This window comes from Ancylobacter dichloromethanicus (genome assembly GCF_018390645.1).
GTDB lineage: Bacteria > Pseudomonadota > Alphaproteobacteria > Rhizobiales > Xanthobacteraceae > Ancylobacter > Ancylobacter dichloromethanicus.
Window position 1 is genome coordinate 1 of record NZ_JAHBGC010000059.1, and the last position, 13,726, is coordinate 13,726.

Annotated in this window: 9 protein-coding genes and 2 pseudogenes; 1 reads left to right on the forward strand and 10 read right to left on the reverse strand. The window is 67.0% G+C overall.

The window, feature by feature from the left end:
• The 6 genes and pseudogenes from KHC23_RS23185 to guaB all read right to left on the reverse strand — a co-directional run.
• A pseudogene (locus tag KHC23_RS23185) lies at positions 1-453 on the reverse strand (transposase); the annotation flags it as partial.
• A 58-nt stretch (positions 454-511) separates the two neighbouring features.
• Positions 512-1,032: pseudogene (locus KHC23_RS23190) on the reverse strand (tyrosine-type recombinase/integrase); the annotation flags it as partial.
• A 319-nt stretch (positions 1,033-1,351) separates the two neighbouring features.
• Positions 1,352-2,926 carry a glutamine-hydrolyzing GMP synthase gene (gene guaA, locus KHC23_RS23195; RefSeq protein ID WP_213376081.1) on the reverse strand — a complete coding sequence of 525 codons (1,575 nt, stop codon included), beginning with the start codon at positions 2,924-2,926 and terminating at the stop codon, positions 1,352-1,354.
• A 62-nt stretch (positions 2,927-2,988) separates the two neighbouring features.
• Positions 2,989-4,302, reverse strand: coding sequence for an RsmB/NOP family class I SAM-dependent RNA methyltransferase (locus KHC23_RS23200; RefSeq protein ID WP_213376082.1), 1,314 nt, complete (start codon positions 4,300-4,302; stop codon positions 2,989-2,991).
• 25 nt (positions 4,303-4,327) lie between these two features.
• A complete protein-coding gene (locus tag KHC23_RS23205) occupies positions 4,328-4,759 on the reverse strand; it encodes an MAPEG family protein (RefSeq protein ID WP_213376083.1) in 432 nt (143 codons plus the stop codon).
• Between the two features lie 47 nt (positions 4,760-4,806).
• The gene (guaB, locus tag KHC23_RS23210) at positions 4,807-6,297 is read right to left on the reverse strand and encodes an IMP dehydrogenase (RefSeq protein ID WP_213376084.1); all 1,491 of its coding nucleotides are present in this window, start codon (positions 6,295-6,297) and stop codon (positions 4,807-4,809) included.
• A 324-nt stretch (positions 6,298-6,621) separates the two neighbouring features.
• Between guaB and KHC23_RS23215 the strand changes: the two genes are divergently transcribed.
• Positions 6,622-8,055 carry an MFS transporter gene (locus KHC23_RS23215; protein WP_213376085.1) on the forward strand — a complete coding sequence of 478 codons (1,434 nt, stop codon included), beginning with the start codon at positions 6,622-6,624 and terminating at the stop codon, positions 8,053-8,055.
• Here the strand turns inward: KHC23_RS23215 and KHC23_RS23220 are convergent.
• From KHC23_RS23220 to KHC23_RS23235, 4 genes are all read right to left on the reverse strand, one after another.
• The gene (locus KHC23_RS23220; RefSeq protein ID WP_213376086.1) at positions 8,052-8,786 is read right to left on the reverse strand and encodes an RlmE family RNA methyltransferase; all 735 of its coding nucleotides are present in this window, start codon (positions 8,784-8,786) and stop codon (positions 8,052-8,054) included. The two genes, KHC23_RS23215 and KHC23_RS23220, sit on opposite strands and share 4 nt — an antisense overlap.
• On the reverse strand, positions 8,783-9,937 hold the full coding sequence (locus KHC23_RS23225) for a Ppx/GppA phosphatase family protein (protein ID WP_213376087.1): 1,155 nt from the start codon (positions 9,935-9,937) through the stop codon (positions 8,783-8,785). The genes KHC23_RS23220 and KHC23_RS23225 overlap by 4 nt, the downstream gene beginning before the upstream one ends.
• 806 nt (positions 9,938-10,743) lie before the next feature.
• Complete coding sequence (locus KHC23_RS23230; protein ID WP_213376088.1) at positions 10,744-11,283, reverse strand: invasion associated locus B family protein; 540 nt, start codon at positions 11,281-11,283, stop codon at positions 10,744-10,746.
• A gap of 306 nt (positions 11,284-11,589) precedes the next feature.
• The coding region (locus KHC23_RS23235; RefSeq protein ID WP_213376089.1) for an autotransporter family protein at positions 11,590-13,726 on the reverse strand (2,137 nt) is incomplete at its 5' end.

Below are 13,726 nucleotides of genomic sequence, written 5' to 3' on the forward strand. Positions count from 1 at the left end.
ATGAAGCTCGCCCGCACCTTGGCGCCGATCTCCTCATCCTCCAGGCTGCGCTGGCTGGGCTTCCGGCTGAGCCAGGCATGGAAGCCCGACCGCGACACATCCAGCGCTTCGCAAAGCCATGCCACCGGCCAGATCCCCCGGTGCTTCGCAATGAACGCGAACCTCATGTCACGTCCTTCGCGAAGTAGGCCGCGGCCTTTTTAGGATGTCACGCTCCGCCTTGAGCTTGGCGACCTCCCGCCGCAGTTTCTCGATCTCAAGCGGCTCCGGCTTCATCTGACCATGACCCGGAAAGGCCTGGCGGGGATCGGATGCCAGTTCTCGCACCCACTTGCGCAGCACGTTCTCGTGCACGTCGAGATCGCGCGCTGCCTGAGCCGCCGATACGCCCCGCTCCTTGATCAACCGAACCGCTTCAACCTTGAACTCCCGCGAAAACTTCCGTCGCTGCATCTGCCACCTCCGGCTTCATGAAACACCCAATCGCGGTGTCCACGAAACCGGCAGCAGGCCATGCAAAGATCAGCTTCACGATATCCCGCACATGCACGGCCGTGGCTGGTGCGCCGCGATCCTTCACCTTCCCGCACATCATGCGGAGATCGTCCGGCGTGATCTCCGTCAAAAGCCTGTTTCGAAACGTTGGCAGGATGCCCCGCTCGTAGATCGAGCGTCGCATGGCGCGCGTGCTTTCGGCCATGCGCGACTCCTGGAACCACTTCTCACCGAACTCGCCAAACCGCTTCGCCTCCTTCAGGCGCCGCTTGTCGTGCTGCTTCTCTTGAGCAGGTGACCGGCCCTCTGAAATCGCTCGCTTCGCGTCGATCAGTTTCTCGCGAGCCCTGGCGAGCGAGAGGCCATCTGGACCGTATCGGCCGAGCGTCAGCGTCTCGCGACGTCTATTAGGCGGTAGTCGTACCGGAACACGATCGCCCCCGACGGCTGCACCACGACGTACATACCGTCACGATCGCTCACCTTGTATAATTTCTTTTGGGATCTCAGCGACTTAATCGCAGTGTCAGTAAGCATGAGGGCCTCCAAAACCGTCTTAAAAACCGGGGAGAGGCGCTGATTATACCGTCAGGCGAAAACAGGCGACACTGAAAGCACAATTTCCATTGCTAATCAGCCTGTTAACACAAATAATTATACCGTCATCAGCTCTCTCAGCCGTGACGGTATAGAGAAATTCGCGATCGAACAAGTTAACCCATACCGTCTGCTATACCGTCAAATCGGAACACTGCCCCCCGATAGACGGCAATAGATGACGTATAGATTATCCAGCGAATTCAACGCATTATGGCGTAACGGAGCGTAAAAACGGATACTGCCGGAGGGGTAAAAATCATTCCCACTCGATGGTCCCCGGCGGCTTTGACGTCACGTCGTAGACCACGCGGTTGACGCCCTTCACCTCGTTGACGATGCGTGTCGCCACGCGGCCGAGGAAGGCCATGTCGAACGGGTAGAAATCCGCCGTCATGCCGTCCACCGACGTCACCGCGCGCAGGCCCACCACATAGTCATAGGTGCGGTAGTCGCCCATCACGCCAACCGTCTTCACCGGCAGGATGACGGCGAAGGCCTGCCAGATTTCGTCATAGAGGCCGTGCCGGCGGATCTCTTCCAAATAGACCTCGTCGGCGAGGCGCAAGATGTCGAGTTTCTCGCGGGTGATCTCGCCCGGGCAGCGAATGGCCAGGCCAGGCCCCGGGAACGGGTGGCGGCCGACGAATACCTCCGGCAGGCCGAGTTCGCGGCCGAGCACACGCACCTCGTCCTTGAACAATTCGCGCAGCGGCTCGACCAGCTTCATGTTCATGCGCTCGGGCAGGCCGCCGACATTGTGGTGGCTCTTGATCGTCACCGAGGGGCCGCCGGTGAAGCTCACGCTCTCGATCACGTCGGGATAGAGCGTGCCCTGCGCGAGGAAGCCCGCGCCGCCCACCTTCTTCGCCTCTTCCTCGAACACGTCGATGAACAGCTTGCCGATGGTCTTGCGCTTCACCTCGGGGTCGGTGACGCCGGCCAGCGCGCCAAGGAACATCTCGGAGGCGTCCACATGCACCAGCGGTATGTTGTAGGCGTCGCGGAACAGGGTGACCACCTTCTCCGCCTCGCCGAGGCGCAGCAGGCCGTGGTCGACGAAGACGCAGGTGAGCTGGTCGCCGATCGCCTCGTGGATCAGCACCGCCGCGACCGAGGAATCGACGCCGCCGGACAGACCGCAGATCACCCGCCCGTCGCCGACCTGCTCGCGGATGCGGCGGATGGATTCCTCGCGATACGCCTTCATCCCCCAGTCGCCGCGCGCGCCGGCGATCCTGCGCACGAAATTGCGGATCAGCGCCGCCCCGTGCGGGGTGTGCATCACTTCGGGGTGGAACATGGTGGTGTAGATGCGCCGCTCCTCGTTCACCGCGACGGCGAAGGGCGCGTTCTCGGAGGTCGCCACCACCTCGAAGCCTTCCGGCAGGCGTGTCACGCGGTCGCCATGGCTCATCCACACCGGGTAGCGCTCGCCCACCGCCCACACGCCCTCATAGAGCGCGCTCGGCTTGTGCACCGTCACCTCGGCGCGGCCGAACTCGGCGGCATGGCCGCCCTCCACCTCGCCGCCGAGCTGCAGCGCGCAGGTTTGCTGGCCATAGCAGATGGCGAAGATCGGCACGCCCAGCTCGAACGCCTCCTGCGGCGCGCGCGGGCTGCCCTCATCCATCACCGAAGCCGGGCCACCGGAGAAGATGATGCCGACCGGCTTGAGCCGCCGCACCGCCTCGGCCGCGCTCTGGAACGGCACGATCTCCGAATAGACCCCCTCCTCGCGCACGCGCCGGGCGATGAGCTGCGTGACCTGCGAGCCGAAATCGATGATCAGGATGGTGTCGTGATGGGCGGCGGTCGGTTCGATCTTTGTCATGGCGGGCTCTATCTGCTGCCTGTCGGCGGCTCTTGCGGTCTCAGTTGCGTTCAATATCGCGCTCAGTCGCGGCGCACCATCACGCTGACGAAGAACCCGTCAGTGGCGGTGCGGCGCGGCGTCAGCAGCAGCCCTTCGGGACGCTCCAGTGCCGCCGCGCGCAGCGTCATGCCGCGCTCGCCCAGCGCCAGCACCGTCTCGGCGGCCGGCACGAGGTGGAAGGGGGAATGGCGGTCGAGGAAGGCACGCACCTGGTCGACATTCTCCTCGTCGAGCAGCGAACAGGTGACATAGGCGAGCCGCCCGCCGGGCTTCACATAGCGTGCGGCGGTGTCGAGAATCGAAGCCTGTTCCTTCACACGCTCGGCCAGCGCGCCAGGGCGCATGCGCCATTTGGCGTCGGGATTGCGGCGCCAGGTGCCGGTGCCGGTGCAGGGGGCGTCGACCAGCACCAGGTCCATGCGCTCGGTGAGGTCTTCCAGCACGTCCGCCTTGCCGCGCGGCGAGCGCACCTGGACATTGTGGGCGCCGGCACGCTGCACCCGTTCATGGATCGGCGCGAGGCGGCGCAGGTCGTCGTCATAGGCGTAGAGCTGGCCGGCGCCATCCATCAGCGCGGCGAGTTCCAGCGTCTTGCCGCCGCCGCCCGCGCACAGGTCCAGCACCTGCCCGCCGCGCGGCGGGGCGGCGAGAATGGCGGCGATCTGCGATCCCTCGTCCTGTATCTCGACCAGTCCCTTGAGATAGGCTGGCTCGGAGGTCAGCGGCGGCGCCTTGCCGTCGGCCTCCAGCGCGATGCGCAGCGTCAGCGGCGACCAGCGGCCGGGCTCGGGCGAGAGATGGGCGATCAGCTCGCGTGCCTTGTCGACATCGCCCTTGAGCGAATTGACCCGGAGGTCGAGCGGCGCCCGCTCGGCCAAAGCCGCACCCTCCTCGGCCCGGGCCTCGCCGAACACGGCGGCAAGCGGCGCGTCGAGCCATTCGGGGTAGTCGCCGCGCACATGGGCGGGGGCGGCGTCGAGCGAGCCAGCCGCCAGCCGGGCGTGCTCGTCCTCGCTCAACGGCGCGGGGGCGAAGCGGGACCCGTCGCACAGCGCGGCGATGGCGTCCACGTCGAGGCCGCGGGCGACCTTCAGCATGCCGAGCAGCAGCGCGCGGGGCGTCTCCTCGCCGATCGGCCGGCCCATGAGCCATGCCGCCGAGGCGCGCCGGCGCAGGGTGTCGTAGACGAGAGAAGCGAGAGCGGCACGGTCGCCCGAGCCGGCGAAGCGGTGGCTGCGCCCCCAGTCCTTCAGCACGTCGGCGGCCGGGCGGCGTTCGGCGAGGAGAGTGCCGATCACCTCAATGGCGGCGGAAAGCCTGGCAGCCGGCGTCATCTGAACTCCGATCTCGTCAAAAGGCTCACGGCAGCGCCGGCGCCAGTAGAATGGCCAGCGCGAACAGCACCCACATCGCCAGCAGCACCAGCGCGCCGAAGGCGAAGGCGCCGAAGCGCCAGCGCAAATCGTTGGTGGTCACATGGACTAAAGCGTGGGCGATGCGGCTGAACACGAACAGCCATGCCAGAACATGGAAGAAATCGCTGGTCTGCCGCGTCACCAGCGCGAGAATGGCCAGCACATAGAACAGCACCGGCAGTTCCAACTGGTTGCGGAAGCAGTTGCTGGCCTGCCGCGCCTTCGGTGGCCAGCCCCGGTCGTCGAGCGCCACCTCCTCGCGGACCAGGCCGCCCGCCCGGATCGCCTCCAGCCGCACCACTCCAAGCCGGAGCAGCACGACGAAAGTGAGGGCGACCTGCACGAACACGGGCAGCAGAGTGGCAGTGACGTACATGGATCAGCCCTCCCTCATCGGTACGGCGCGGGCGGAAGCCCCCGCGCTCAGACAGCGCCCGGATAGTTCGGGCTCTCGCGGGTGATGGTCACGTCATGGACGTGGCTCTCGCGCAGCGAGGCGCCGGAGATACGCACGAACTGCGCCTTCTCGCGGAAATCCTCGAGCGTGGCGCCGCCGACATAGCCCATGGCGGCGCGCAGGCCACCGGCGAGTTGGTGCAGCACGCCGCCGACCGGCCCCTTATAGGCCACCTGCCCCTCGATGCCTTCCGGCACCAGCTTCAGCGTGTCCTTCACCTCGGCCTGGAAGTAGCGGTCGGCCGAGCCGCGCGCCATGGCGCCCACGGAGCCCATGCCGCGATACGACTTATAGGAGCGCCCCTGATAGAGGTAGACCTCGCCCGGGCTCTCGTCGGTGCCCGCCAGCAGCGAGCCGACCATGGCGCAGTCGGCGCCGGCCGCCAGCGCCTTGGCGAGGTCGCCGGAGAACTTGATCCCGCCATCGGCGATCACCGGAACGTCGCTCTTCTTCGCGGCTTCCACGGCGTCGAGAATGGCGGTGAGCTGCGGCACGCCGACACCCGCGACGATGCGGGTGGTGCAGATCGAGCCGGGGCCGATCCCGACCTTGATCGCGTCGGCGCCGGCGTCGATCAGCGCCTGGGTGCCTTCGGCGGTGGCGACGTTGCCGGCGAGGATCTGCACGCTGTTGGACAGCGTCTTGATGCGGCTGACCTGATCGAGCACCTTGCGCGAATGGCCATGGGCGGTGTCGACCACGACCAGGTCGACGCCCGCCTCAATCAGCAGCTCGGCGCGGCGGTAGCCGTCCTCGCCCACCGTGGTCGCGGCGCCGACGCGCAGGCGGCCCTGCTCGTCCTTGGCGGCATTGGGGTTGGTGACCGCCTTCTCCATGTCCTTGACGGTGATCAGGCCGACGCAGCGCCCCTCATCGTCCACCACCAGCAGCTTCTCGATGCGGAACTGGTGCAGCAGCCGCTTGGCCTCGGCCTGCTCCACGCCCTCGCGGACGGTGATCAGCTTCTCCCTGGTCATCAGCTCGGAAATCGGCTGGTCCGGATTGGTGGCGAAGCGCACGTCGCGATTGGTGAGAATGCCGACCAGCTTGCCGCGGCGCCCGTTGGGGCCGCGCTCGACCACCGGAATGCCGGAGATGCGGTGGTTCTTCATCAGCGCCAGCGCGTCGGCCAGCGGCTGGTCGGGATGGATGGTGACCGGGTTCACCACCATGCCGCTCTCGAACTTCTTCACCAGCCGCACATGCTCGGCCTGCACCTCGGGATCGAGGTTGCGGTGGATGACGCCGAGGCCGCCGGCCTGCGCCATGGCGATGGCCAGGCGCCATTCGGTGACGGTGTCCATGGCCGAGGAGATGATCGGGATATTGAGCGAGATGCCGCGCGTGACGCGCGAGCGGATGTCGACTTCGCCCGGCATGACATCGGACAGGCCGGGCTTCAGCAGCACGTCGTCGAAGGTGAGCGCTTCCCGCGCGAGGCCGTCATAAACCGACATCGCCAACTCCCGATTAGGGGCGCGGGGAGCATGGCTCCCGACCCGCCCGATGGATGGATGAACGAAGCGAGCCGGGCCTGAATGAGGTTGCCCGCTCCCTTCGAGTTGGCGAGGGCTCATACCATGGCCTTGCACGCTTTCCTAGGCGTCTATCTCTGTGCTGCACGCAATGCCGGCCCGCGCCGCGCGCCGCTGCGTAACCCGGACGTGATGACAGATTTGTGCGTGCGATCATGGTCGCCCGCCGCCCATTCCGGCGTTATAGCCGGAATCCGAACCGACGCCGCCCCAGCTTTCCCTTCGCCCCCGACCACGGATGGGCCCGTGCGCTCCGAACGTCTCGTCCCGCTTATCGTCGCCTGCGCGCTGTTCATGGAGCAGCTCGATTCGACAGTGATCGCCACCTCGCTGCCGGCCATCGCCATCGACCTGCACGAGGACCCGATCTCGCTCAAGCTGGCGCTGACCTCCTATCTGCTCAGCCTCGCCGTGTTCATCCCGGCCAGTGGGTGGTTCGCCGACCGGTTCGGCTCGCGCACCGTGTTCCGCGCCGCCATCGTCATCTTCACCGCCGGCTCACTGCTGTGCGGGCTGGCGCAGGGGCTGCCGGATTTCGTCGCCTACCGCATCCTGCAGGGCATGGGCGGGGCGATGATGGTGCCGGTGGGGCGGCTCGTCATCCTGCGCACGGTGCCGAAGGAGGACCTCGTCTCGGCGCTGGCCTGGCTCACCATCCCGGCGCTGCTGGGGCCGGTGCTCGGCCCGCCGCTCGGCGGCTTTATCACCACCTATTTCGACTGGCGCTACATCTTCTTCCTTAACCTGCCGATCGGGCTGCTCGGCGTCCTGCTCGCCAACCGCTTCATTCCCGATATTCGCGAGCCGAGCGTGCCGCCCTTCGACCTCAAGGGCATCTGCCTGTCCGGGCTCGGCCTCGCCGGTCTCGTCTTCGGCTTCGCGCTGCTCGGCCAGCACGCGGTGAGCCCCCTGATCGCCGTCGCCACCATCGCCGTCGGCGCGGTGGCGATGAGCTTCTATGTCCGCCACGCGCGGCGCACCGAGACGCCGATCCTCGACCTCGCCCTCCTGAATATCCCGACCTTCTTCGCGGGCGTGGTCGGCGCCTCGCTGTTCCGCGTCGGCATCGGCGCCCTGCCCTTCCTGCTGCCGCTGATGCTGCAGCTCGGCTTCGGGCTCACCCCGTTCGCCTCCGGCCTCATCACCTTCGCCTCGGCGGCGGGGGCGATGACGATGAAGTTCACCGCCGCGCCGATCATCCGCGCATTCGGTTTCCGCCGCGTGCTGGTGGTGAACTGCGTCATCGCATCGGCCTTCATCGCCGTCGGCGCGCTGTTCCGGCCGGACATGCCCTATCTGGTGCTGATCGGTGCGCTGCTGCTCGGCGGCTTCTTCCGCTCGCTGCAGTTCACCAGCACCAATGCGCTGTCCTATGCCGATGTGTCCAGCGCGTCGATGAGCCGGGCCACCAGCTTCGCCAGCGTGGCGCAGCAGGTGGCGATCTCCACCGGCGTGGCGGTGGCGGCGCTGGTGCTCGACGGCATGCGCAGCTGGCGCGGCGACGGCACCATCACGCTGGACGATTTCAGCGTCGCCTTCCTCGTCGTGGCGATGATCGCGGTGTGCTCGGTGTTCTTCTTCCTGCGCCTGCCGGTCGACGCGGGAGCCGAGCTCGCCCGCCGGCGGGTGAAGCCGGCCGTGCCGGCCGAGACACCCGGCGAGTTGGGCAGCGCGGCCTAATCGGCCGCTTGCGCCGGATCGACGGCGGACGCCGTCCACCCCCGGAACCCTGTCGCCACCACATAGAGTTCGGAGGAATCCGCCCGGCTCGCCTGCGGCTTGATGTGGCGCACGGCGGTGAAGTCGCGCTTCAATTCGGCCAGCAAGGAATTCTCCGTGCCGCCCTGGAACACCTTGGCGATGAACGCCCCGCCCGGCGCCAGCACCTGGCGGGCGAAGTCGATGGCGAGTTCCACCAGCCCGACAATGCGCAGATGGTCGGTGGCGCGGTGGCCGGTGGTGTTGGCCGCCATGTCCGACATGACGAGGTCGGCCTCGCCGCCGAGCATCGCCTTCAATTGCGCGGGCGCCTCGTCGGTGAGGAAGTCCATCTGGGCGAAGTCGACGCCGGTGATCGGGTCGATCTCCAGAAGGTCGATGGCGATGATCTTGCCGTGGCCTTCCTCCAGCTTCAGCCGCTTCGCCGCCACCTGGCTCCAGCCGCCGGGTGCCGCGCCGAGGTCGACCACGCGCAGGCCGGGCTTGAGAATCTTCAGCCGGTCGTCGATCTCGATCAGCTTGAAGGCGGCGCGCGAGCGCCAGCCCTCGCGCCTGGCGCGCGCGACATAAGGGTCGTTGAGCTGGCGCTGGAGCCATTTCTGCGAGGAGGAACTGAGCGAGCGGGCCTTCTTCAGCCTCACCTTCAGCGGCCGCGCCTCACCCCCCTTGGAGGGCTGGGGCTTGTCGATCACGTCGTTGCTCCGGCACGCTGGCGCCACACACCGTCGGCGCGCATCAATTCCACCAAAATACCCTCGCGCAACCCCCGGTCGGCCACCCGCAGCCGGTCGCAGGGAAAGGCCCGGCGCACCGCTTCGAGAATGGCACAGCCCGCCAGTACGAGATCGGCGCGCTCCACCCCGATGCAGGGATTGGCGGCGCGCTCGGCGAACGGCATCGCCAGCAACCGGTCGACCACCACGCGCACCTGTTCGGCCCCGAGCCAGGTGCCGTCCACCTGCGAGCGGTCGTATCGCGGCAGATCGAGATGCACCCCGGCGATGGTGGTCACCGTGCCGGAGGTGCCGAGCAGATGCAGGCGCCCGCAATTATGCGGCCCCACCGCCTTCACGAAGCCGGCGAGATGCGGGCTGAACTCCTCAACCATGGCCTCGAAATCATCCTGCGTGACCTTCACGCCGCCATGGCGTTCGGCCACCGTGACAACGCCGAGTGGCACCGAGACCCAGGCGCGGATCACCGCCGCCGGCGGGCCGCCGTCGCGCGTCTCCAGCCGGTCGAGCCACACCACTTCGGTGGAGCCGCCGCCGATATCGAACAGCACCGCCCCGTCCGATGTCGGATCGACCAGCGGCGTACAGCCGGAAGCGGCCAGCCGCGCCTCGGTCTCGCGGTCGACGATCTCGAGTTCGAGCCCGGTTTCGCGGGTGACGCGGTCGATGAACTCCGCGCCGTTGACCGCCGAGCGGCAGGCCTCGGTGGCGATCAGCCGCCGGTCGACGATGTTGCGCGCGGCGATCTTGCCGGCACACACCTTGAGCGCCTCGACCGCGCGATCCATCGCCGCCTCGCCGAGACGGCCGGAACAGATCAGGCCCTCGCCGAGCCGGACGATGCGCGAAAAGGCATCGACGACGCGGAATCCGCCGACGGTCGGGCGGGCGACCAGGAGCCGGCAATTATTGGTGCCGAGGTCGAGCGCCGCATAAGACGGGTCGTTGTTGCGCAGCCGGGCATTCTGCCCGGGCTCGCGTCCCGCCGCGCCGCCTGCATAACCATGCCCGCCGCCATGGCGGTGGCGCGCGCGGGCGTGGGGCCGCTCGTCACGGGCCGACGTCTCCGTCACCCGCCCGCCGGCCCACATCTGGGTCTCGTCGACCATTTCAATTTCCCCGGCCGAAGCCGTAGTCCCGGCTGCCGATCGAGGCGGCTCAGGCGCGCATTGTTCAACATCTCGGCTAAAATGTAACATTCGTCAGCGCAGGCGCAATCGACTTCATGCCAGCCCGGCGCTGGAGGCGGGGCTTACTGGCGCTCCGGCGCGCCGATTTCGGGCCGCCACGCGCTCGCCGGCCCCACGGAACGCCTATGCCGCGCCCTTCCAGAACCGTCGCCATAAGGCGCCGCTCCCGTCCTCGGGGCGTCCCAGGGACGGTCTACAGGGCCCGGCAAACCCGGTGTCCCAAGTTTGAGGATGGTGTCCCGAGTCCGAAGACAAGGTAGCGACGATCGGGCCGCACGATTCGAGTACGGAGCGCCCGCTGGCGCGCCCGCTCGATCCACCACCGGCGCGACATCGACAGCCGGTTCTTTCCGGGGCCGCGCGGCAAAGTTCGGGGGCTCGGGAGAACGGAAATCGGGCGACAGGGCCCGAACTCGCCGCCCGGTCACCGACACCCGATCGCCGGAGCCGCGCCGCCAAGCCCGAACGCAGGGGCAAGGACCACACCGGGCGGGCGCCGGGAAATACGGGCCATGCGCGCCGGATCAGGCGGCTTCTCCTCGCGAGCACGGGCCGAGATGGCCGCCGCCCGGGCGCCTGAACCGCCATGCCTCCGGCCCGAGACGATGATTCCGGCACGGCACGGCCGTCGCGCGCAGCACGCCAGGGATTCGCCGGCCCCGTTCACCGGCCCGGAATCTCGCCTGCCCGGCCTTGCGCCCGCCGGCCGTCGACGCGGCGGAAGGTCAGCCCTTCAGCGCCGGCAGCGCCTTGTCCACACCGGTGATCGGCAGGGTGACATTGACCGTCTGGCCGTTGGAGAGAACGAAGCTGGCGACCACCTCCTTGGCGGTCATGAGTTCCTTGCCGAAGGCGTCCTCGAACGGCCCGATGGCCTCGCAGCCGGTCCTGCCGCAAGAGGCATAGTCGAGCTTGCGCGGCTTGCCCTTGCCGATGGTGATCTGCACGCCGTCCTTGAGCCGCACGCCGAGCGGCGTGCGCAGCAGATAGGTCGGCGCCCCCAGCTTGTCCTGGCCAATCTGCCAGATCAGTACAGCCTTCTTGGACTTGCTCTCGGTCACTTTCATCGTGGCGACGCAGGTCTTCTTCGCGCCCTTCTCAATGCTGGCGCGACAGGTCACCACCCAATTGTCGAACACCGTGGTCTCGGTCCGCACGGGAGCCTTAGCGGCGGCCGGTGCCTGCTGCGCCAGGGCGGCCGACGCGCCGGCGAGAAGGGACGGCGCCAGCAACAGGCCAGCCACTAGTTTGGCGAGATGATGCATGATTTCCTCCGGCGAATGTCCCGAGCGTTCCGCGATCAGTTGCGGCCATCCGCATCCGATGAAAACGCGACGGGTTGAGAATCGCAAAATTACTTGTGCCATCAGGCCCGGCACATTGCGAGGGGGGTGGGCCAACTCGCCGGCAAACGGCGTCGGTCCGCACGGCGTTGCCCCAAGTGACGGTCGATGCTCCGTCGACCCCGCCTTGCGCGCCAATGGCCCGCAAAGCAATGGGCCGACCGCGAGGTCGGCCCATTCTTATTAGGGCGTCAGATCGTCACCGACCTGACATCAGCGCGGCAAGCGCTACCAGCGGTACTTGATACCACCCTGGCCAGCCCAACCCTGGACGTCGCCGAAGTTGTACTCGCCCGTGCCGTACAGCGCGACGGAGTCGTTGAGAGCCGCCGTGAAGCCGAGGCCGGCATTGTACCAGGTGCCGTTGATGTCGCTGGTGAGAACCGTACCCGCGACATTGGTCTTGTTGTCACCCATGAACTCGGACAGCACGTTGAAAGTCGCGTAGGGCGTGATCGTCTGGCCTGTCTCCATGACAAAGGTCGACTGGACCTGGAGGCCGAGGCGTCCGACCAGCGATTCCGCGTCGCCCGGCGAGACATAGGTGCCGATCGAGTCGAAGTAGGAGTCCTGATTGGCGCTGACATAAGCGAGCTGACCCTGCGGCTGGATCACCCAACCATTGGACAGTTCGAAGCCATAGCCCATCTCGATCGAACCGCCCCAGACGGTCGCGCTGGTCTTCGCCGTCACCGTCGAGGTAGAGGCGATGTCGAGGTCGAGCACGTCCACCTTGCCGACCAGGTCGGTGTAGAAGCCGGCGCCGGGCACGAGGCCGACCTGGCGGATCGAGGCATAGATACCCGCGTTCCAACCGTTGATGTCCAGGCTCGAATTGCCGTACCAGGACGTCCAGTTGCCGTCGACATCGACGTCCGACCAGCCATAGCCGCCGAAGCCGCCCGTGGTGATCCGCCAGTCATTATAGTCGAAGGTGTAGTCGGCGCCGGCCTGCAGGCCCCAGGTCTGCTGCGAGAAGTCCCAGCCGTTGCTGACATCGTAGCTGAGATCCGAACCACCACCTCGGCCCCACATCTGGAACTTCGGCGCCGGCACCGGCTGGTAGGCCGGAGCCTTGGTCACCGCCGCCTGTTCGAGATCCGCGTTGCGGCCTTCGAGCTGCTCCTGCTGGCGCATCTCGCCGAGCCGCTTATAGAGCGTGTCCATGCCAGCATAGAAGTGGCGCTGCATCGCCGACGGCGCGGTCGCATAACCGGTCGCCTGGGCGGTGTAGCCCGCGCGCAGGAACCAGTCGCCGCCGCTGCCGCCGTCGGCAATCCCGCCGCCGCTCGTGGGATCCTGGAAGAGGCGGTACGAGAAGGCCCCACCCATCACTTCGCGCTCGCCGCTCACCGTGTTGCGCGCCAGCTGGAAAGCATCGCCGGCCGAAGCGTTGCCCTCGGTGACGTCCACCACCTTGATGCCCGAGCCGAGCGTGGTGCCGGTAAAGGCACCCTGGCCCGGGTTCGTGTTGTTGACGTAGACCGTGGTCGTATTCTCAGCCGCGACATCGCCGCCGATGACCACAATGTCGGTCGGGCTGCCGGAGTTGCCGAGATAGGTGTCGATCAGCAGGTTACCGCCGCCGATATAGTCGCCATTGATAGTGAGGCGATCACCGGCGATGTCATCGACGCCATTATGCAGCGCGATGGTGCCCTGGTTGACGAAGGTCGCGTCGGGTAGATCCACGTCCGGCGTGCTGCCCATGGTGTCGTACAGCTCGATGCGGGTGTCGAATGGGCCTTCCACCGAGTCGCCGGCCACGTCGAGCACACCGCCCGTCATCGTCAGTTCGCCGGCAGCGGCACCGGTGTAGATCGACCGATACCCGTCCTCGCCCATGGAGCCTTCGAGAACGAAGGTTCCGGTGTCGAGGTCGGCATTGGTGTTGGAGAGGCGCAGATAGGAGGTGGAGTCCACCGCCACCAGGCCGTCCATCCCGCTGTTGCCGTTGAAGTTCACCCAGCGCTGGGTGAGGTCGAGATAGGAGCCGTCGGAAACCCCGAGCTGCTGGAAGTGCTCCACGTCGTGGAGGACAAGCGCGCTCTCATTGGTCACGACCAGCGTGTCGAAGCCAAAGCCACCGTCGACCTCGCCATCGATATCGAAGTTCGAGTTCAGATTGTCGAGGCCCGACAGCACGACCAGATCGTCGCCGAAGCCGCCGCGGATATTGTCGAGGGAGATGAAGGTGCCTTCGGTATCGGTGCCGGCGATGATGATGTCGTCGTCGCCGAAGCCGCCGTCGATGTCATCGAGCCGGATGCGGCCGCCATCCGTCGCCGCCACGATGATCGCGTCATCACCGAACCCGCCCGAGATGTCGTCGGTGCGGATTTCCGCACCCTCGGTGGCGAACACG

Coding starts and splice junctions, on each gene's coding strand:
- guaA (WP_213376081.1), bottom strand. CDS start 2,926: ATGACAAAGATCGAACCGACCGCCGCCCATCACGACACCATCCTGATC.
- KHC23_RS23200 (WP_213376082.1), bottom strand. CDS start 4,302: ATGACGCCGGCTGCCAGGCTTTCCGCCGCCATTGAGGTGATCGGCACT.
- KHC23_RS23205 (WP_213376083.1), bottom strand. CDS start 4,759: ATGTACGTCACTGCCACTCTGCTGCCCGTGTTCGTGCAGGTCGCCCTC.
- guaB (WP_213376084.1), bottom strand. CDS start 6,297: ATGTCGGTTTATGACGGCCTCGCGCGGGAAGCGCTCACCTTCGACGAC.
- KHC23_RS23225 (WP_213376087.1), bottom strand. CDS start 9,937: ATGGTCGACGAGACCCAGATGTGGGCCGGCGGGCGGGTGACGGAGACG.
- KHC23_RS23230 (WP_213376088.1), bottom strand. CDS start 11,283: ATGCATCATCTCGCCAAACTAGTGGCTGGCCTGTTGCTGGCGCCGTCC.